The following is an 18,906-nucleotide window of genomic DNA, read 5'->3' on the forward strand; positions in this document are numbered from 1 at the left end:
ACAAACACACGCTACTCCCTCACCGCGCACAGGAAGAGCTCGATGGTGATGAGGTCGTGGACCAGGTGCATGCCGAGGCGCTCATACCATTTCGCCGAGCCGTATCCGACATTCCAGAGAGTCCGGTCGATCTCCAGCAGGGCGTGGGCCTTGACGGTTCCGTCCGGCTGGGGTGCCAGCGAGGCAGGGAAGACGATCCGCCGGGTTACGTCCCGGATGGTGAGCTCCCCGGTCGCCGCCCCGTCCAGCACCTCAACCGAGGAGGCCCGCCCCGGTTCCCACGTCGTCAGCCTGAATTCGGCGGTGGGGAAACGATCGACGGCGAAAAAGTCATCGGACTTCAGGTGAGCGATCAGCAGGTCATGCCAGGCCGGGTCCTGCAGATCGAAGTTGGAGATGCCGGCCATATCCGCCACCACCCGCCCTTCCGCCACCCCCTGGCCCCGTACCGCCAGGCTCCCCTCGATGATCGGGATCCTGCCGTGGTGCCGGTTGTTGAAATTGCGGCCGATCCACTCCAGCGAGCTCCTCTCGCTGTCGATCCGGTAGCGCCCGTCGGCCAGCGCCGGCTCGCTTCGCCCATCGGTCCCCGTTCCCTTCACCGGAAGCCCCGCGCCGAACCAGGCCGCCAGCCCACCTTCCAGGAGGTAGACCATCTCGTACCCCGCCTGCCTGAGCCGCTCCACCGCCAGCGTCCCTGCCCGCGTGCTCCCGCTCGCGTCGTAGACGACCACCGCCGAGGTCGGGTCCGGCACCGCCTCCTTCACCCGCTCCAGGAAGACCACCTCATAGATGCATGCGTTACTGGCACCTGATATATGGCAGCAGGCATAGTCTTCCGGCGTCATGACATCGAGAAGGACCGCCCCCACTTTCTGTAATGCAACAACTTGAGCGCAACTGACTCTTTCCATGACAGATCTCCCTCTCCACCAAGGCATTTAGCCAAAGAGGAACCGATACAACTGTTGGAGTAAATATTACACCAGCAGGGAGGGACTGTCTTGAAAGCAGGCGGGTGAGGAGAAGGTGGATCAGCGGGAGGTTAGGCCGACATGGACGGTGCCGCGATCGAAGCGGACCAGGAAGGCGACCTGGCGGTACGGCAACCGGTACTGGCTCGGGGAAGGGAGCTCCCTCCAGGCCACCGGGTCACGCAGGGCACGCACAAGGATGGCGTTGCCGCTCGTCACCTCGATGGCGGGTGCCTCCTCCGGGTAGTCGGCCACCACTTCGGCCTGCACCCCATCCAGTTCCCGGCGGGTATCAATGGGGACTCTTCCCTCCACTATCTTCCTGACCGCGAGGGAGGCGACATCGGAATAGCTCCGGCTCCGGAACATCCCCTGTTGCTGGTACGCAGCCCGGGCGAAGGCCTGGCTCCACTGCGGTGCCGCCTGGGCTGCCCGGCGGGCGGACGGCTGGGCGGAAGCTTGGGGAAATAGCCCGGCTGACGGTTGGGGAGAGATGGATGCGGACGACTCGGCAGAAGCCGCCGCCAAGGGGGGGGAAGCGGCGAGTGGGGGCCCATCTACCGACGGTGCGGAAGCGGCAACCTGCCTCCCTTCCACGGGCGGAGCGGAAGAGGAGAGATGAGAGCGCTCGCCTGGAGCTCCCGGCCTCGGCAGGGGAGCCTGCGAGTCCAGCGATGACACGCCTGCCCCCGGCGGGGCCTGCGGGCTCTGCTCGCTTTCCAGCCTGGGAGCCGCCGGCGAGAGGTCCAGGTAGACGGGTGGGACCGCGGAGAGCGGGCGGGGGGGCGAGGCGGCGCAGAGCACCACCAGCGAGATCACCGCCAGGTGCAAAAGAAGCGAACTTATGATGGGGGAGGCTTTCATCGGCACTCCATCAGGCTGCGGCGACGAAGCCGGGGGCATCGCCGGGACTGGCCGGGACTGGCCGGGACTGGCCGGGACTGGCCGGGCGGCAGGATCTCTCCCGCCGCCCGTCCGGTTTTTCGCTAGTCGATCTGGGGCTGCAGCATCAAGAGGATGATCGCCTTCTTCTCGGCGTCCGAGGCCGGGACGTTCCCCGCCTTCATGGCCACGATCTTGCTCTGGATGTTGGCGAGGTTGTTGATGAAATCGGTAGTAGCCTGGATCCTCTGGGCCGAGGTCGGCTGGTTGCCGTTATCCCAGATGGAGCTCCTGGTCATCCAGGCGATGTTCACGTCCTGCTGGATTCCGAGGTAGGCGTTGAAGGCCGCCGACGGGGTGTCGAAGGTGTTACGCCCCGGAGTCCAGGTGCCGCCGGCCTGCTGGCAGGTCATCATGTTCCAGTCCTGCGGGATCGAGCAGCTTCCCATCCAGCCCTGCATGTTGCTCGGAATCGGGAGGGTGTCGCGGGTGTAGCCGATGCTCCCCCCCTGCTTGATCAGGTTCACCATCCAGTTCACCATGACCACCTGCTGCACCGGCCAGTTGGGGGGATTCTGGCTCCCGTCGTAGTTGACCCCGAAGTCGGGGGGAAGCTGGATCCCGGGGAAGGCGGCGATGACGGCGGCCTTGAGGGCGGCGATCTCCGTATTGGAGGCGGCAATGGCGCCCTGGAAGGTGGTCCAGGCGTTCGAATAGATCGTGTTGATGGCGTTTTGCACCGAGTCGGCGGTGGCTCCCGGGTGGGCGGCGAGGTAGGTGGCGGGATCCCTGAAGAAGTCGCCGTACTGGGTCTCCACCGTGTTGGAGGTGGTCGCCATGGCCTGTGCCGCGCCGATGAAGGTGTCGACCTGGCCTCCGGTGGCCTGCAGCGTGTTCAGCGCATTGGTGTAGTTGGTGACCATCTTGACCATGCCGATCTTGCGGTTGAAGGCGCTCATCGATTGGTCGAGGGAGGACATCAGGTTGGGGGAGATGCCGTCGGGGCCAGACATGAGGCCGGTGGCGTTGGCGGCGTCGCCAGCCGCGTCGTGGGCGCTGGTGATGTAGTCGAGATCGATCCCGGCGCAGGCGGCGGCGTCCATGAAGACGTCGGCCATCAGGCCGCCCGCCTTCTGGGTCTCGGTGGTTTCCGTGGTGGCGTCGCCGCTGTTGACCGCGGTGTAGTACTGCTTGGTGATGTTGCGCAGCGTGTTCTTGTTGCTGTCGGAATTGTAGATCAGGCACGCCTTGAGGGCCGACAGCTGGGAGGCGCTGATCCCGCTCGACTGCAGGTACCCCTCGAAGCCTCCGTTGCCGAGGATGGCCGCCTTGCCGAGGTTGCCGAGCTTGACCACGTCGGAGTCCTGGATGTTCGGGTAGCGGAGCAGCACCAGGAGGTAGCCGGCCAGGATCGGGTCGTCGCTCCCCGCGAGCTCAGCCGCCTTCAGGAAGGTAGTGGCCTGGGCGGTGGCCAGGTCGTTGATCCCCAGCTGGTTCACGTCACCGGTCGGGGGCGCCGGGACGATCCCCTTGCGCACCACGTTGCCGTTTTGGTCCGCGATGGTGAAGACCAGGAAGTTGGCCTGGGCGTTGGTCGGCACCGTAGAAAGGGAGAAGGTCAAGAGGCCGTTGGCGTCGGTGGTCGCCGGAACGGTCTCGATGGCGGAAACGGTGCCGTTGCTGTTGAGCTTGGCGGAGGTGATGGTGTAGTTGGTGTTGGCGGTAAGCGCGAAGCTGGTGGCGGCGGTGGCGGCGATGAGGGCGGCGGTGGCCGCGAACGTTCTGACGAATTTCATGGTGACCTCACTTTCTGGTGATCGGGTTACTTGGCGCTTCCCTGGATGGTGCCGCTGGGGCTGTTATTGCCGGCGCCCGGGGCCGCGGTGGAGCCGCTCCCCCCACACCCTGCGCATAAAAGCGCTGCCACTGCTGCAATTGCCATTAACGTCCTCGTGATTGCTTTCATCCCTTCCTCCTTGCCGCTCGCCATTCGGGGGAGCCACCGGTTACAGGTTAACGAGGCCAGGGCCTCGCCGCGGTGACGAGCTATCTAGCAGCTTCCGTACCACCGCCAACATGCTGTTTACACTACCTATCCGTTCCCACAGCCCGCCCCGCGCTGTGCAAATCCTGAACAGCGCGAGATAAACTCTGAACCCCCTTCATCCCGAGCCCCCGCACCCGGTCGGGTTCGGGATGGGTGTCAGAAAGGCTTATCGGCCGAACGGCTCCGCCCTTTAATGAGTAAGGCGATCGATTGTTTTTGGAGCGGGGCTGACAGAGTGAGGGGGGATGATTACTGTAGTAGCAACAGGTAACGGGTTGGAAATCACTCAGTGAATCTTTCTTGACACTATTGTTGTTTATGAAGATACTTGGTGGCACCAAACGGTGTTTTTTGACAAACTGAGAACTACTCTCCCGGGTACGACGGCGCGTGATGAAACCGTGCCTCTCCCACAGGGGTGTCCTATGCAGCTCGTAGAAATCTGTGAGAAGCTGGAGGCGTTGCTTGCCTCCCGCCAGGATGTGGATCAGAAGATAGCGGCAGCGGCCGACGCCCTCTGCCGCGTCTTCGGCGTCGATAAAAGCGAAGTAGCCTTTTTCCTCTACGACGCCGACCAGGATTGCCTCAACTTCGCCTGGCCCCACGAACTGCGCAACTCCGGTTCCATCCCCATCTCCGCCACCCGCTCCCTCGTTGCCAACACCGCCCGCGAAAAGCGCGCGATGATCAACAACAGCTTCGCCTCCACCCCCCACCTCTTCGTCTTCGAGGCCTACGGCAAGGAGAAGGGGCTCCCGATCCAGAGGATCATGAGCGTCCCCATCCTGCGCGACGATGCGGTGAGGGGGGTGCTCCAGGTGTCCCGCAAGGGGTCCAACGACGAAGGGCTCAAGAACTTTTCGCCGGGCGAGCTGCAGGCGCTGGGCGAAATCGCGCGGGTAATCGGCAGGCACGTGTAAGGGAAAGGCCACCCTCCCGCCCATGGCATGATCGGCGGACCGAAGGACAGAGCGACGAGCATGGAACGACCGCTAGCGATTCTCGAGAAGGTAGTCAAGCTGGGGCTGGAGATCTCCCAGATCAAGGATATCGATCTCCTTTTGGAGAAGATCCTGAGCGAGGCCCGTGCCCTCACCAACTGCGACGCCGGTTCCATCTACATCAAGGAATCGGATGGCCTGAAGTTCAGCCACGCCCAGAACGACACCCTCCAGGGGCAGCTCCCCCCGGGGAAGAAGCTCCCCTACTCCACCTTCACCATCCCCATCAACAACCGCTCGATCGCAGGGTACGTCTCCGCCCAGGGTACCGCGATCAACCTTCCCGACGTGGACAGCATGCCCGCCGGCTCCCCCTACTCCTTCGACCGCAGCTACGACAACCTGACCGGCTACCGGACCCATTCGATGCTGACCGTCCCGTTGAAGAACTTCCGAAACGACGTCATCGGGGTGCTTCAGCTGATCAACGCGCTCGACGGCGACGGGCGGGTGGTTCCCTTCCAGGCCGAGGGGGAGATCGTCGACTACTTCGCCAACAACGCCGCCAACGCCATCGAGCGGGCCAAGATCACCCGGGAGCTCATCCTGCGGATGAACAAGATGGCCAAGATGCGGGATCCCCACGAGACCGGCCCCCACGTCAACCGGGTCGCCTCCTATGCCGTGGTCCTCTACGACGCCTGGGCCCAGAAGACGGGGGTCACCCAGGAGGAGATCGACAAGAACCGCGACGTCTTGAGGATGGCGGCCATGCTGCACGACGTGGGGAAGGTGGCGATCTCCGACACCATCCTGAAAAAGCCCGGCAAGCTGACGCCGGAGGAGTTCGACGCCATGAAGCAGCACACCGTCTTCGGCGCAGCACTCTTCTCGGACGTCTATTCCCAGTTCGACGAATCGGCGGCCATCGTGGCCCTGAACCACCACGAACGCTGGGACGGCCGGGGATACCCGGGACATGTCGATCCGGAAAGCGGCGAGCCGATCCCGGGCTTCGCCGACGAGAGCGGGCGCCCGCGCGGCAAGCAGGGGGAGGAGATCCCGCTGCTCGGGCGGATCGTTGCCATCGCCGACGTCTACGACGCCCTCTCCAGCCGCAGAAGCTACAAGGAATCGTGGGGGGAGACCGAGGTGGTCAGCACCATCGCCGAGGAGGCCGGCAAGCAGTTCGACCCGGGACTGGTCGAGCTCTTCCTGGAGAACCTCGACTCCCTCCAGCAGATCAAGAAAATCTACCCCGACCACGGGATCTAGCCGCGGCCCCTCGCCGAGGGAAGACCCGATACGGCAGCCGCAGCGCTCGCCGCCACGGAGTGTTGATGAACAGAGCCAGCGATATGCGTCCGGTTCACGACCGCTACGAGCCTCAGGGAGAGGCCGGCCACCGCTACTGGCACCCGGTGGCGCCGATCGGCCAGCTCTCCCCCCGCGTTCCCGGCACCGCCATGCGGGAGCCCGCCCCCTGCACCCTGTCGTCCGGCGAGCGCCGTCGCCGGGCCCCTTGCGCCTGCGACCACCTCCTCCTCAGCTAGCCCCCCCATTTACCCTCGCCCCATCAAGGGTGACCGAACGCCTTACTTGCCATTTACCCTCGCCCTTTGGTGGAGATGGTGGCCGAACGCCTTACTTTCATCTACCCTCGCCCCTTTAGGGGAGAGGGTGGCCGAACGCCTTACTTTCATCTACCCTCGCCCCTTTAGGGGAGAGGGTGGCCGAAGGCCGGGTGAGGGAGGTTTTAAACTCCGCCGCTCCCCTGGCCACCTCCCTTCCCGCTTCCCCCGTCCCCTCCCCCTGCCCCGGTCCATCTCCCAGCCCAACGGTTCATTGACTTGCCAGCAAATTGCTGTATCACATTAACGTGCCCAAATACATCTCATCTCCTCTTCGGCGGGTACTGCCGATCGGCTGGAGACGGAGGTTCGCCATGAACTACATCACGGTTGGGAAGGAAAACTCCTGCAACATCGACCTGTACTACGAAGATCACGGGGTGGGGAGGCCGGTGGTGCTGATCCACGGCTGGCCGCTCAGCAGCGCCTTCTGGGAGAAGCAGGTGACGGCCCTGTTGAAGGCGGGGCACCGGGTGATCACCTATGACCGGAGAGGATTCGGGATGTCGAGCCGCCCGGCGTCCGGTTACGACTACCTGACGCTGGCCGACGACCTGCACAAGCTTTTGACCAAGCTGGACCTGCGGGAGGTGACCCTGGTCGGGTTCTCCATGGGTGGGGGCGAGGTGGCACGCTACCTGGGGCGTTACGGGAAGGAGCGGGTGAAGCGGGCCGTCTTCATGGCCTCGGTGACGCCGTTTCTATTGAAGAGTCCGGACAATCCGGGGGGAGTCGAGGGGAGCGTATTCGAGAGGATCAAGCAGGCGATCCAGGCCGACCGCCCCGCCTTCCTGACGAGTTTCCTCTCCAACTTCTACAACCTGCATGTCTTCGGCGGGAGAAAGGTGAGCGAGGAAGTGGTGCGGCTGTCGTGGAACGTGGCGGCCTCGGCGTCACCGAAGGCGACCCTCGACTGCGTGCAGGCGTGGCTTACGGATTTCAGGGACGACCTGATCCGGATCGACATCCCGACCCTGATCATCCACGGCGACAACGACCGGATCCTCCCCTTCGCCTCTACCGGGAGCCGGACCCACGAGGCGGTCAAGGGGAGCCGTCTCATGGTAGTGGCCGGCGCCCCCCACGGCCTCAACTGGACCCACGCCGAAGAAGTGAACCGGGAACTGCTGGCATTTTTGGAGTGACCCTCCCGTATCAAAAACCTCCCCCACCCCAGCCCCTCTCCTAAAGGGGCGAGGGGTTTCGTAGGGTGGGCAGCCTCTGCCCATCTTTTTTCGTGCAGGAGACGGTCAGCCTACCCTCGCCCCTTTAGGGGAGAGGGTGCCCGAAGGGCGGGTGAGGGAGGTTTTCACTCCCGTGGGGGAGAGGATATATGGAGTTCGTACCCCTAAACCCCGACGCCTGCGTGGGCGCCGCTGGCCCCGCCGGCGCCTACCGGGAAGTTCCTGAACCTCTCCACCGCCTCCGGGATGGCCTCCTCCTTGATGTTGCCGAAGGCGAGCCGCAGGTAGCACTCCATCCCCGGACCGAACACCTCCCCGGGCAACAGCAGCACCCCCGCCTCAGTCACCATCCTCCTGGCCACCTCCCTACCGGTACTCCCCTCGAAGGGATGCCTGACCCACCCGAAGAACGGCCCGCTCGCCACCAGCCGGAAGGGGTTCCCCTCCCTCAGGAACTCGGTCCGGAATACCTGGTGCCGCCGCTCCATCATCAGCCGGTTGGCCGCCACCCAGCCGGAAAGCCGCTCCAGCCCGAACTTGACCGCATGCTGGGTGAGGCGCGGCTGGCAGACCGCCATGCTGTCCTGGCTCTTCAGCGCGTGGCCGATGAACTCCCGTGAGGCGGCCAGCATCCCCGCCCGATAGCCGGTCAGGGCGAAGGTCTTCCCGAACGAGGCGATGTGAATGAAATGGTCCCCCCAGCCGGCATCCTCGAAGAGGTGGTGCGGCCTCACCCCCCCGGTGATGAAGCTGTTGTAGGTCTCGTCGAGCACCAGCGCGATGCCGCGTGAGGCCGCCAGCTGGTAGAGCTCCCGCACCAGCGCGGGTGGGATCACCGCCCCGGTCGGGTTGCTCGGCGACACCAGGAGGATCGCCCGGGTCTTCTCCCCGATCAGCCGGGAGATGGTGGCGACGTCCGGTATCCCGCCGTTCCCCTCCTGGAAGGGTGCGTAGACGCAGCGGATCCCCAGCATCTCCAGCGCCATGGGATGGTCGAAGTAGGCCGGGAGCTGGACGATAACCTCGTCCCCCGACTGGCAGAGGGTCACCATGGCAAGCCAGAACGCCTCGCTCGCGCCGATGGTGAGGCAGATCTCGTCCGGCTTGAGCGACGCGCCGTAGAGATCGCGGTAGGCGGTGCAGATCGCCTCGCGCACCTCGGGAAGCCCCTCGTCTGGTGAGTAGCGGGAAATGTCGGGATCGGAGGTGAGGGAGGCGAGATGGCTGTTCATCTCCGGCGGCGGCGGGTAGTCGGGGATGGCCTGGCAGAGATCGATGAGGGGGAGCCCGGAGCGGGCCTCGGAAAGCCACCCCTTCACTTCGGAGATGGGGGGCGGGTGGACGCGGAGCGCCCGGGGGGAGATCGGGAACTTCATGCGGAATCCTTTGACTCGCCTGCCGCGCAAACTCCCTCACCCCTGCCCCTCTCCCGCCGGGAGAGGGTGCCCCAAGGGCGGGTGAGGGGGCTTAGTGTGACGCGGCGGCGATCACGCCCCGCTGTTTCAGCTCGCGGGTGCGGCGGTGAGGTACTGTTCGAACTGTTTCTTGTCGACGCAGCAGCGGTAGGCCTCCTCGGGGGCGACCCGCTTGGTCTTCAAAAGGTCGAGGATGTGCTGGTCCATGAGCTGCATCCCGTCCTTTCTCGCGGTCTGCATGATGGAGGGGATCTGGAAGGTCTTCCCTTCCCGGATCAGGTTCCCGATGGCCGGGGTCCCGATCATGATCTCCAGCCCGGCGACCCTCCCCTTCCCGTCGGCGGTCTTCAGAAGCTGCTGGCAGATGACCCCCTTGAGCGATTCGGAGAGGATGGCGCGCACCTGCTCCTGGGAGTCCTTCGGGAAGACGTCCACGATGCGGTCCACGGTCTTGGCGGCCGAGGAGGTGTGCAGGGTGCCGAAGACCAGGTGGCCGGTCTCGGCGGCGCTCATCGCCAGGTGAATGGTCTCCAGGTCGCGCATCTCGCCGACCAGGATGACGTCCGGGTCCTCGCGCAAGGCCGCCCTCAGGGCCGAGGCGAAGCTGTCGGAGTGCTCGCCGATCTGGCGCTGGTTGAAGAGCGACTTCTTGTTCTCGTGGATGAACTCGAGCGGATCCTCCAGGGTCAGGATGTGGTCCTGCCGGGTGGAGTTGATCAGGTCGATCATGGCGGCCAGCGTGGTCGACTTGCCGGAGCCGGTCGGCCCGGTCACCAGCACGAGCCCCTTCTTCAGGGTGGTGAGCCTTCTCACCCCCTCGGGAAGGTTCAGCTCGTCGGCGGTCAGGATCTTGCTCGGGATGATCCTGAACACGGCGGCGATCCCGCGGTGCTGCATCATCAGGTTCCCGCGGAAACGGGCCAGCCCGGGGACGGAGTAGGCGAAGTCGAGATCGTGCTTCTCCTCGAAGGTCTGCCGCTGCTTCTCGGTCAGGATCTCGAAGAGGATCGATTTCAACTCGTCGTGGCTGAGCGGCTTGAAGTTCTGCCGCTCCATCTCGCCGCGCAACCTGAAGATGGGGGGCGACCCGGTGGAAAGGTGCAGGTCCGATGCCCCTTTGTCGCTCATCAGTTTGAACAGTGCGTCAATCCTTGCCATGTCTCGTCTCCGTCACAGTAATATGGAAGCCACGTACTCGCCCGGGGAGATCTCGCCCCTCTCCAGGAGGTCGCCACCCTCTTCGGTGATGCCGCGGTAACCGTTGTCTTTCATGTATTGGATGATCTCCGAGCTCTTGCCGATCATCTCGAAGGCCTCGATGAACGCCTTGTCGAAGCGGATCACGTCGAGGAGGTAGCGCCTCCCGCCGTAGCCGGTGTGGTCGCACTCCGGGCACCCGCGGGGACGGAAGTATTCCCGCCCGGACGGCGGCAGCCGCAGGGCCGCCAGCTCTTCGGGAGCCGGGAGGTAGCGCTCGCGGCAGTTGGGGCAGAGCGTCAGCACCGACTTGCAGGAGACCGTCCCCTTGAGGTGGGTGGGGATCAGGTAGTTCTTCTGCCGGAGGTAAAGGAGCTGCTTCAGGAGCGATCCCTTGTCTCCGAAGGAGATCCCGGCCACCACGAGCTTGCCGCGCATGACCGCCTTGCTCGCGGAGAGGAAGGCCTCGGGTGCGGTGATGTCGTCGATGAAGAGGACGTCGGGATCGTGGTCGAGCGCCGCCGTGATCACCGAGGAGCTCTGGTCGACGCCGTCGCGCTGGAGGGGGATGCGCGGGAAGTGGCGGTTGCCGCGCCCAAGCCGCTCGCCCAGCACCATCACCATCCGGCGCGAGCTGTCGATCTCGTCCAGGAAGAGGTCCATGAGCCGCGAGCGCTCCTCGGGGTCCCGGCCGGCGAAGAGGATGAGCCCCTCCCGCTCGGAGGCGAGCTCCCGGAGCTGCCGGGCCTTGGCGTCGCTCACCCGGAGGTCGGCGAAGCAGCTAAGGGCCGGCGGGGCGATCTTCAGCTTGAGGGTGACGTACTCGCCCCCCACCCCGTGCAGCAAGAGCGCCTGGAAGGGGATCTTTCTCCCCTGGTAGACGAAGGTGAGGACGCCGGTGGAGGAGATCTCCTGCGCCGGTGCCGCCTTGGCGAGCTTGCGGATGCGGGCCACCAGGTCGCCGTAGCGGGCGGCGTCGAGCCTGCCGAGCTCGGCGATACGGCCGCCGCCGCGCCCCACCACGGAGACCTCGTCCCCCAACGGCTGCAGGCCGAGGGTGGTCAGCTTCTGCTTGACCACCATCAAGAGGAGGTGGTTCAAGAGGGTCCCCCCGGTCAGGTCGGCGTTGATCGCCTCCATCGCCTTCTGGGGGAAGAGCTCCGAACGAAAGCCCAGGGCGGGGACCTCCTGGTCGGGATAGAAGAGATCCTGCATCTCCCGGATCTCCCGGATGAGCCCGACCGAGATGGTCACCTGGCAGCCGGTCACCCGCCCCAGTTCGTCGATGGCCTCCTGGCTCAGGGGATCCGCCATGGCCACCGAGAGCTCGCTCCCCGACAGAAAGACCGGGAAGAGCTGGTAGCGGCGGGCGAGCCCGCCCGGGACCCGGGCCACCGCGGCGGCGTCCACGTTCTCCTTCTTGAGCCGCACGTACGGGATGTTCAGCTGGTTGGCGAGCGCCCAGTCGATATCCTCCTGGGTCACGACCCCCAGCCGCACCAATGCCTCACCGATCCGGCAGCCGGAAACCTTCTGCGCCTCGAGGGCGGCCCGGAGCTCCTGCTCGGTGATGATCTGCGATTTGAAGAGGACCGCGCCAATGGATCCTTCCTTGACAAGCCCGTTCATGGCTGCACCTCCGGAAAATTAGGGACGACGGCACCACGGGAATTTACCCGAAAAACCTCACGCCGACAACCTTTACTTTCCTTCTCCCTTCATGTTAGCTTATCAAGCTTATCACCCCTCCTCTCATGGGAAAGCGCCCCGGTCCGTTTTCACCGACCGGCCGGCGCTTCCCGGTAAAGGCGCCCCCGGCCTACCGCCGCGGGTGGAGGACGCCGGCCGCAGCGGTGCAACCGGCGGCGAGGCCTCGGGGATCTTTCAAGGAGAACGCAACATGCAGCGCAAAGCAATCGGCCTTCTGTCGGGGGGACTCGACTCCACCCTGGCGGTCAAGGTCCTTCTCGAACAGGGCATCACCGTCGAAGCACTCAACTTCACCTCCCCCTTCTGCACCTGCACCGGCAAGAACGCCGGCTGCAAGTCGGAGGCGGTCCGGGTCGCCGAGGAGTTCAAGATCCCCATCAAGGTGATGCACAAGGGGGCCGACTACCTCGAGATCGTGAGAAATCCCAGGCACGGCTACGGCAAGGGTTTGAACCCCTGCGTCGACTGCCGGATCTTCCTTTTGAAGAAGGCCAAGGAATACATGGAGGAGATCGGCGCCGACTTCGTCTTCACCGGCGAAGTGCTCGGCCAGCGCCCGATGAGCCAGCGCCGCGACACCCTCAGGGTCATCGAGCGGGAAAGCGGCCTCGAAGGGCTTTTGCTCCGCCCCCTCTCCGCCAAGCACTTCTCCCCCACCATCCCCGAGCAGCAGGGGTGGGTGGACCGCGAGAAGCTCCTCGCCATCCAGGGGCGCTCCCGCAAGGATCAGATGGAGCTCGCCGAGGAGCTGGACGTCAAGAACTACCCCTGCCCGGCGGGGGGGTGCCTTTTGACCGAGCTCTCCTTCGTCCCCAAGATCCGGGACGTCTTCGACCACTCGGACGGGCTCAACATGCGGGACTTCCGTCTTCTCAAGCTGGGGAGGCACTTCAGGATCGGGGAGAGGACCAAGGTCATCCTGGGGAGAAACGAGGCGGAGAACGAGATGCTGGAGCGCTCGGTGCACGCCGGGGAGGCGACCCTGCGCTGGCTGGACGGCATGAGCCCCTTGGCGGCCCTGATGGGGGAGAGCTCGGAGGAGCTTTTGGCCCTGACCGGCCGGCTTCTTTTGCGCTACGCGAAGATCGAGGCGGGGACCGCCGCGCGCATCCTGGTCAACTGCGACGGGGTCGAGCGGGAGATCACCGTTGAGGGGCCCCTCAACGAGGAGGAGGCGAAGCGCATCATGGTTGCGTAGCCACCCGCCCCTGATCCATCTCGTCGCTGTAGAAGCAGTAGCGGTTTCTCCCCTGCTCCTTGGACTGGTAGAGGGCCAGGTCGGCCTTGCGGGTCATCTGGTCCATGTCCCCGCCGTAGGTCGGGAAGATGCAGATCCCGATGCTCACCCCGATGGTGGCCAGGGTCCCCTCGACGTTGAAGGGGACCGAGAGGGAGTGGATGATCCGCTCGGCGACCACCGCGGCGTCGAGCTCGTCGGCGAGCTTCCCGAGGATGACGGTGAACTCGTCCCCCCCCATGCGGGCCACCATGTCGCAGCCGCGCACGCACTCCTTCAGGCGGCGCCCGGTCTCCACCAGCACCGCGTCCCCCGCGGCATGCCCGAGGGTGTCGTTGATCTCCTTGAAACGGTCGAGGTCCAGGTACATGAGCGCCATCGGGTGCTGGAAGCGCTTGGCCTCGGTCACCGCGTGTCTCAACCGGTCGAAGAAGAGCACCCGGTTGGGGAGCGAGGTGAGCGAGTCGTAGTGGGCCAGGGTCTCCAGGCGGGCCTTGGCCAGCTTCCTTTCCGTGATGTCCCTAAAGATCACCTGCAGGGCGGGGCTCCCCTGGTGGACGAAGGGGCTCACCCCGATCTCCACCTCCACCGCGGTCCCGTCCTTCCGTAACAGCCGCTCCTCGATCCACGGCGCGTTGGCGCCGCTCTCCTCGGTATACCCCAGCTGCTCCTGGAAGAGCTCCGCCGAATCCCGCTGGATGAACTCCCGCATCTCCCTTCCCGTCAGCTCGTCGGGTGACACGAACCCGAGCATCTCCGCCCCGGCCGGGTTGATGAACTCGAAGCGGCGCCCCACCAGGATGGCGATCCCGTCCAGGGAAAGCTCCACGAGCCTCCTGAAGCGCTCCTCGCTCTCCCCGATGGCCGCCACCATCCCCCGCAGCTGTTCCTCGTTGGTCGCCCGCAGGGTCACGTCCTGCAAGGTCTGGATCGCCGCCACGATGCAGCCGTCGGCGTCCCGGATGGGGGCGGCGTCGAAGGTGAGGTAGCGGGAGCGTCCCCGCAGCTTGTACCACCCCTCCGCATGGAGCCCCTCGTGCACGTGCGGCGAGTCCGCGTAGTACTCGTAGAGATCCGCCATCTCGTTCAGGCTACCGTCCACCACCACGTCGGCCAGCACCGGGCGGGGGGAGGGATAGAAGACCTTCCAGGGGTCGCTCCCCCCGATCACCTCGGCCGCCGGCATCCCGGTCAGCTCCTCACAGGCGCGGTTCCAGATGATGACCCGGTGGCGGCCGTCGATCACGAAGCAGGGGACGGCGGTATGGTGGACGAGCCCTTCCGCGAACCCCTTCTCCCGCTCCAGAAGGCGCCTGCGTTCGGCGAGCTCGGTCATCACCTCGTTGAAGACCCCGGCCAGCATCCCGATCTCGTCCCGGGTCTGGACCACCACCGGCCGGAAACCGGTCTCGCTCCCGCCGGTCTCCGCCACCCGCCGGGCCAAAAGGGCGAGCGGGGCGGTCAGCCGGTGGAGGAAGAGCCATACGAGCAATAGCGAGGCGGGGAGCGCCACCCCGAGACTCCAGAGCACCAGCGAGCGTGCCCGCTCCACCGGCGCATAGGCCTCGGCCATGGGAACCCGGGTCCCCAGGATCCATCCGGTGGTGGCGAGCTTCTTGAAGGTGTAGAGGACCTCCTCCCCGTTGTGGCTCACCGCCTCGCCGCTCCCCTCGAACCCGGCGATGGCGCGCGGCAAAAGGTCGTTGTTGCGGGCGAGCATCTCGCCGCGCGCCTGGCGGTCGCGGTCCCGCTGCACGATCAGCTGCCTCTGGCTGTTGAAGAGGAAGAAGTTGCCGCTCTTGCCGACCTTGAGACGGGAAAGCCGCCCCAGGAAGTTTTCCTCCAAAAGATCGAGCCTTCCTCCGACCACCCCGGCCACCTTGCCGCCGGCCGTGAAGACCGGGGCGGTGAAGACCACCACCGGGTGCCCGGCCCCCGACTGGGAGCGAAACGGCTCGGAGATGTACTCCTTCCCGCTCGCCACCGTCTGCCGGAAGAAGTCGCGGGAGGAGAAATCCATCCCGACGAGCGGGCTCTGCCCCGGCGACGAGGCGGTCAGGATCCCCTTGGCCGAGAAGAAACCGACCCCGTCGGCGAACACCTGCTGGGCGTCCAGGCGGCCGTCCAGGAAGCGCTGCATGGCCTGGGGATCGTTGAATGCCGCCGGCGGGATGCTGCGGGCCACCGCGGAGAGCTCGCGCTGGGCCGCCAGGATCTTGTCGTCCAACTCGCCGGCCATGGTGGAGACCAGGGAGAACTGCTGCTCCGCCACGCTCTTCTTGAATTCGCGGGTAAAGAGGAGGAGCCCCACTCCGGACACGGTGGAAACCACCGCGCCGAAGAGCACGACCGCCAGGGTCATCTTGATTTTGAGGCTAAAGGAAGGCAAGGGTTGCTACTCCAGGTACTGCACGGCTACTGGTCGCAGTTGGTCCGGTAGATCTCTTCCAGACCGCCGGCGTGGACACGGAACGCATCCAGCACCGCGGGATCGAAATGACCGGGCAGGGTGCGCCCGTCCCCCTCGGTGATGATCCGCACCGTCGTCTCGTGGTCGAGCGCGGGCTTGTAGACCCGCTTGCTCCTCAGGGCGTCGTACTGGTCCACCAGCATCACGATCCGCCCCTCCATCGGGATATCCTCCCCGCTGCGGCCGTTGGGATAGCCGGTGCCGTCCCAGCGCTCGTGGTGGTTGAGCGCGATGGAGGCCGCCATCTGGAGGACCTTGTAGGTCGAGCCGGAGAGGATCTTCTCGCCGATCTGGCTGTGGCTTTTCATGATGGCGAACTCGTCGGCGGTGAGCGGCCCCCTTTTCAAGAGGATGGAGTCCGGGATGCCGATCTTGCCGACGTCGTGCATGGTGGCCGCCATGGCGATGGTATCCACGAACTTCCAGGGAAGCCGCATCTTCTCGGCCAAAAGCCGCGCGTAGAGCCCGATCCGGAAGATGTGGCGGCCGGTGTCCTCGTCGCGAAGCTCGGCCGCCGCCGTCAGCCGCTCGATGGTCTCCATGCTCATGTTGCGCATCTGCACCAGGGCGTCGGCCAGCTCGCGGGTCCGCTGGGCCACCGTGCGCTCGAGCTCCATCTTGTAGTTCTTCTCCACCAGCAAAAGCCGCTGGTAGTTGATCCCCTTCTCCACCGAGTGGATCAGGTAGGGGGGCTTGAACGGCTTGATGATGAAGTCGAAGGCCCCCTTCTTGATCGCGGTGACCGCCATGTTGAGCTCGGCGTAGGCGGTCATCAGGATCACCGGGATGTTGCGGTCGAGCTCGTGGATCCGCTCCAGGAGCTCGATCCCCCCCATGCCCGGCATGTTGACGTCGGTGACCACCGCGTGGGGAGGGGAGTGCTCGATGAGGCTCAAGGCCTCCCGGCCGTCAGAGAAAGGGTTCACCTCGAAGCCGCTGGCGGTCAACAGCATCGCCACGCTCTCCAGGACGAGCGGGTCGTCGTCCACTACCACCACAGTCCCTGTTATTGCTCTTTCCATCTGGGGCTCCGATTTCTGCAGGATACTGCTTCCACTGCACACATCGGCAAAACTAATGTGAACTTGAGGGCTACGGTACCAATCAGGGAGGGATTGGGAGAGAAAGCGGCTCCCCTCCCCGGGACGGGGAGGGGGAGCGGAAGGGAGGCGGGGAGGGAGGCGGCCGGGAAGGTCACGGCTTCGCCCCCTCCGGGGCGTTGCCGGGGGCGGGCGGGGGTGCTTGCTGCTCGGGGGGCGGCGCCTGGGCCGGTGCCCCGCTCTCCTGGGCGCCCTCCTTGGGCTGCTCACCGGCCGCCCCGCCCCCTTCGGGCTTGGGTTCGGCCGCTTCCGGGAGCCGCGCGCTGGAGATGTTCTTCATGACCTCCACCTGCTTGATGCTCTCGTCAACCTTCTTCTGCATCCTTCCCAGGTTGGGGATCTCGTTGAGGGCCGCCTGGTACTCCCCCTGCGAGAGGACCCCCTTCTCGGCCAACAGCCTCAGGATCATGTTCGACCGCTTCAAGACCTTGCCGAGGTTCTTGTACGGGTTGTAGGCCACCCGGGGCCCCGGGAGCATGGCGGCCAGGAAGGCGCACTCGCGCGGGGTCATGGCCGAGGGGGATTTCCCGAAGTAGTAGCGGGAGCCGTTACCGATGCCGTAGACCATGGGGCCGAGCTCGATCACGTTCAGGTAGAGCTCGATGATCCTCCCCTTGGTGAGCTCCTGCTCCATCCGGCGGGCCAGGTAGATCTCCTTCACCTTGCGGGTGATGGTCTTCTCCCGGGAGAGGAAGAGGTTCTTGGCCACCTGCTGGGTGATGGTGGAGGCACCGCGGGCGAAGCTCTTCTTCTCGAGGTCGTACTTGATGGCGTTCTTGAGCGCCTTCAGGTCCACCCCCTCGTGCTTGTAGAAGTTGGAGTCCTCGGCCACGATGACCGCCCACTTCATCTCCGGGGGGATGGAGGGGGAGGGGGTCCAGTAGCGGTTCTTGGGGCCGACCACGAAGGGGTGGTAGTCGCCGTGCCAGTCCTTGACCTGGATGGTGACGTTGGCCTTTCGGTCCTTGAGGGTCTCGACCGGCGGAAGGAAGAAGATGGAGACACCGACGTAGACGATGTAGAGGGCGACGGCGGCCACCCCCCACCGGAAGTATCTTTTCATCGCTTGGAGGCCTCCTCGCCCCCGCGGCCGGGCGCTCCCTGGCCGGCCATTTGCGCCGCCATGACGAGGGCCGCCTTCATGCTCGCCGGCGAGGCCTTCCCGGTTCCCGCCAGGTTATAGGCGGTGCCGTGGTCGACCGAGGTCCGGATGATGGGAAGCCCGAGGGTGACGTTCACCCCGTCGTCGAAGTGGAGAAGCTTCAAGGGGATGAGCCCCTGGTCGTGGTACATGCAGACCACCGCGTCGTACCCGCCGGAAGCGGCGAAGTGGAAAAGGGTGTCGGCGGAAAGGGGCCCCTCGGCATCGATCCCCGCCTCGCGGGCGGCACTGATCGCCGGGGCGATGATCCGGCTCTCCTCGTCGCCGAACATCCCCCCCTCGCCGCAGTGCGGGTTCAAGGCCAGCACGGCGAGCTTCGGGTGCGGGGTGAACCAGCGGGAGAGGGAGTCGTGGGTGATCCGGATGGTGGAGAGGACCTTCTCGAAGGTGACGAGCCCCGGGACCTTGGCGAGCGCCTCGTGGATGGTGACCAGGGTGACCCTGAGCCGGTCGCCCGCGAGCATCATGACGAAGTCGCCGGTGCCGGTCAGTTCGGCCAAGAGCTCGGTGTGCCCCGGGTAGTGGTGCCCGGCGCCGTTCATCGATTCCTTGTTGATGGGGGCGGTGGCCATGGCGGCGGCCTCTCCCTCCAGGCAGAGACGGGCCGCCTCGCAGATGTAGCGGAAGCAGGCGTCGCCCCCCGCCGGGGTGGGCTTTCCGTAGAGCATGTCGGCGTCGGCGAGTTGGGAGAGCTCCCGGAGGTAGAGGACCCCCGGGGCGGGGGCGGCGGGGGGAAGGGTGCCGTCCAGGGTCTCGATGGCGAGGGAGACGCCGGCCACCTCGATCCCGCGCTCCATGGCCCGGCGGTCGCCGAGCACCAGGGGACGGGCCAGGCCGGTAACCTCCGGGTCGGCCAGGGCAGCGGCGATGATCTCGGGGCCGATCCCGCTCGGGTCCCCCATGGTCACCGCAATCACCGGTTTATCCATCTGTCGTCTCCTCCCGGCGGGCCAGGC

General features: G+C 65.6%; 15 protein-coding genes. 5 read left to right on the top strand and 10 right to left on the bottom strand.

Annotated features, from left to right (window positions below; all coding sequences use genetic code 11):
* Positions 1-11 precede the first annotated feature (11 nt).
* The 3 genes from ACYVL5_RS01925 to ACYVL5_RS01935 all read right to left on the bottom strand — a co-directional run bounded on the left by ACYVL5_RS01925 (position 12) and on the right by ACYVL5_RS01935 (position 3,652).
* On the bottom strand, positions 12-914 hold the full coding sequence (locus tag ACYVL5_RS01925; protein WP_460593852.1) for a YceI family protein: 903 nt from the start codon (positions 912-914) through the stop codon (positions 12-14).
* Positions 915-1,034: 120 nt separating this feature from the next.
* Entirely contained in the window at positions 1,035-1,838 is an 804-nt protein-coding gene (locus ACYVL5_RS01930) for a hypothetical protein (protein ID WP_460593853.1), read from the bottom strand.
* A gap of 122 nt (positions 1,839-1,960) precedes the next feature.
* The gene (locus ACYVL5_RS01935) at positions 1,961-3,652 is read right to left on the bottom strand and encodes a hypothetical protein (RefSeq protein ID WP_460593854.1); all 1,692 of its coding nucleotides are present in this window, start codon (positions 3,650-3,652) and stop codon (positions 1,961-1,963) included.
* Between the two features lie 676 nt (positions 3,653-4,328).
* Between ACYVL5_RS01935 and ACYVL5_RS01940 the strand changes: the two genes are divergently transcribed.
* The 4 genes from ACYVL5_RS01940 to ACYVL5_RS01955 all read left to right on the top strand — a co-directional run bounded on the left by ACYVL5_RS01940 (position 4,329) and on the right by ACYVL5_RS01955 (position 7,620).
* Positions 4,329-4,823 (top strand): GAF domain-containing protein, encoded by a 495-nt coding sequence (locus ACYVL5_RS01940; protein WP_460593855.1) that lies wholly within the window; start codon positions 4,329-4,331, stop codon positions 4,821-4,823.
* Between the two features lie 60 nt (positions 4,824-4,883).
* The gene (locus ACYVL5_RS01945) at positions 4,884-6,119 is read left to right on the top strand and encodes an HD domain-containing phosphohydrolase (protein WP_460593856.1); all 1,236 of its coding nucleotides are present in this window, start codon (positions 4,884-4,886) and stop codon (positions 6,117-6,119) included.
* Positions 6,120-6,184: 65 nt separating this feature from the next.
* Positions 6,185-6,397 carry a hypothetical protein gene (locus ACYVL5_RS01950; protein ID WP_460593857.1) on the top strand — a complete coding sequence of 71 codons (213 nt, stop codon included), beginning with the start codon at positions 6,185-6,187 and terminating at the stop codon, positions 6,395-6,397.
* Positions 6,398-6,789: 392 nt separating this feature from the next.
* On the top strand, positions 6,790-7,620 hold the full coding sequence (locus ACYVL5_RS01955) for an alpha/beta fold hydrolase (RefSeq protein ID WP_460593858.1): 831 nt from the start codon (positions 6,790-6,792) through the stop codon (positions 7,618-7,620).
* 203 nt (positions 7,621-7,823) lie between these two features.
* Here the strand turns inward: ACYVL5_RS01955 and ACYVL5_RS01960 are convergent, their stop codons facing one another.
* The 3 genes from ACYVL5_RS01960 to ACYVL5_RS01970 all read right to left on the bottom strand — a co-directional run bounded on the left by ACYVL5_RS01960 (position 7,824) and on the right by ACYVL5_RS01970 (position 11,900).
* The gene (locus ACYVL5_RS01960) at positions 7,824-9,035 is read right to left on the bottom strand and encodes a pyridoxal phosphate-dependent aminotransferase (protein ID WP_460593859.1); all 1,212 of its coding nucleotides are present in this window, start codon (positions 9,033-9,035) and stop codon (positions 7,824-7,826) included.
* A gap of 126 nt (positions 9,036-9,161) precedes the next feature.
* The gene (locus ACYVL5_RS01965; protein WP_460593860.1) at positions 9,162-10,232 is read right to left on the bottom strand and encodes a type IV pilus twitching motility protein PilT; all 1,071 of its coding nucleotides are present in this window, start codon (positions 10,230-10,232) and stop codon (positions 9,162-9,164) included.
* Positions 10,233-10,244: 12 nt separating this feature from the next.
* Positions 10,245-11,900 carry a GspE/PulE family protein gene (locus tag ACYVL5_RS01970; RefSeq protein WP_460593861.1) on the bottom strand — a complete coding sequence of 552 codons (1,656 nt, stop codon included), beginning with the start codon at positions 11,898-11,900 and terminating at the stop codon, positions 10,245-10,247.
* Between the two features lie 271 nt (positions 11,901-12,171).
* Between ACYVL5_RS01970 and ACYVL5_RS01975 the strand changes: the two genes are divergently transcribed.
* Positions 12,172-13,179: a hypothetical protein gene (locus tag ACYVL5_RS01975; RefSeq protein ID WP_460593862.1), complete on the top strand. Its 1,008-nt coding sequence runs from the start codon at positions 12,172-12,174 to the stop codon at positions 13,177-13,179.
* Here ACYVL5_RS01975 and ACYVL5_RS01980 read toward each other — a convergent pair.
* From ACYVL5_RS01980 to pdxA, 4 genes are all read right to left on the bottom strand, one after another.
* Positions 13,166-15,607 (bottom strand): sensor domain-containing diguanylate cyclase, encoded by a 2,442-nt coding sequence (locus tag ACYVL5_RS01980; RefSeq protein WP_460593863.1) that lies wholly within the window; start codon positions 15,605-15,607, stop codon positions 13,166-13,168. The two genes, ACYVL5_RS01975 and ACYVL5_RS01980, sit on opposite strands and share 14 nt — an antisense overlap.
* Before the next feature lie 26 nt (positions 15,608-15,633).
* Positions 15,634-16,710, bottom strand: coding sequence for an HD-GYP domain-containing protein (locus ACYVL5_RS01985; RefSeq protein WP_460593864.1), 1,077 nt, complete (start codon positions 16,708-16,710; stop codon positions 15,634-15,636).
* A gap of 172 nt (positions 16,711-16,882) precedes the next feature.
* Positions 16,883-17,851 carry a transglycosylase domain-containing protein gene (locus tag ACYVL5_RS01990; protein ID WP_460593865.1) on the bottom strand — a complete coding sequence of 323 codons (969 nt, stop codon included), beginning with the start codon at positions 17,849-17,851 and terminating at the stop codon, positions 16,883-16,885.
* Positions 17,848-18,879 carry a PdxA family dehydrogenase gene (gene pdxA, locus ACYVL5_RS01995; protein WP_460593866.1) on the bottom strand — a complete coding sequence of 344 codons (1,032 nt, stop codon included), beginning with the start codon at positions 18,877-18,879 and terminating at the stop codon, positions 17,848-17,850. The genes ACYVL5_RS01990 and pdxA overlap by 4 nt, the downstream gene beginning before the upstream one ends.
* Positions 18,880-18,906: the final 27 nt, after the last annotated feature.

The sequence above is a fragment of the Geomonas sp. Red276 genome, assembly GCF_054784495.1.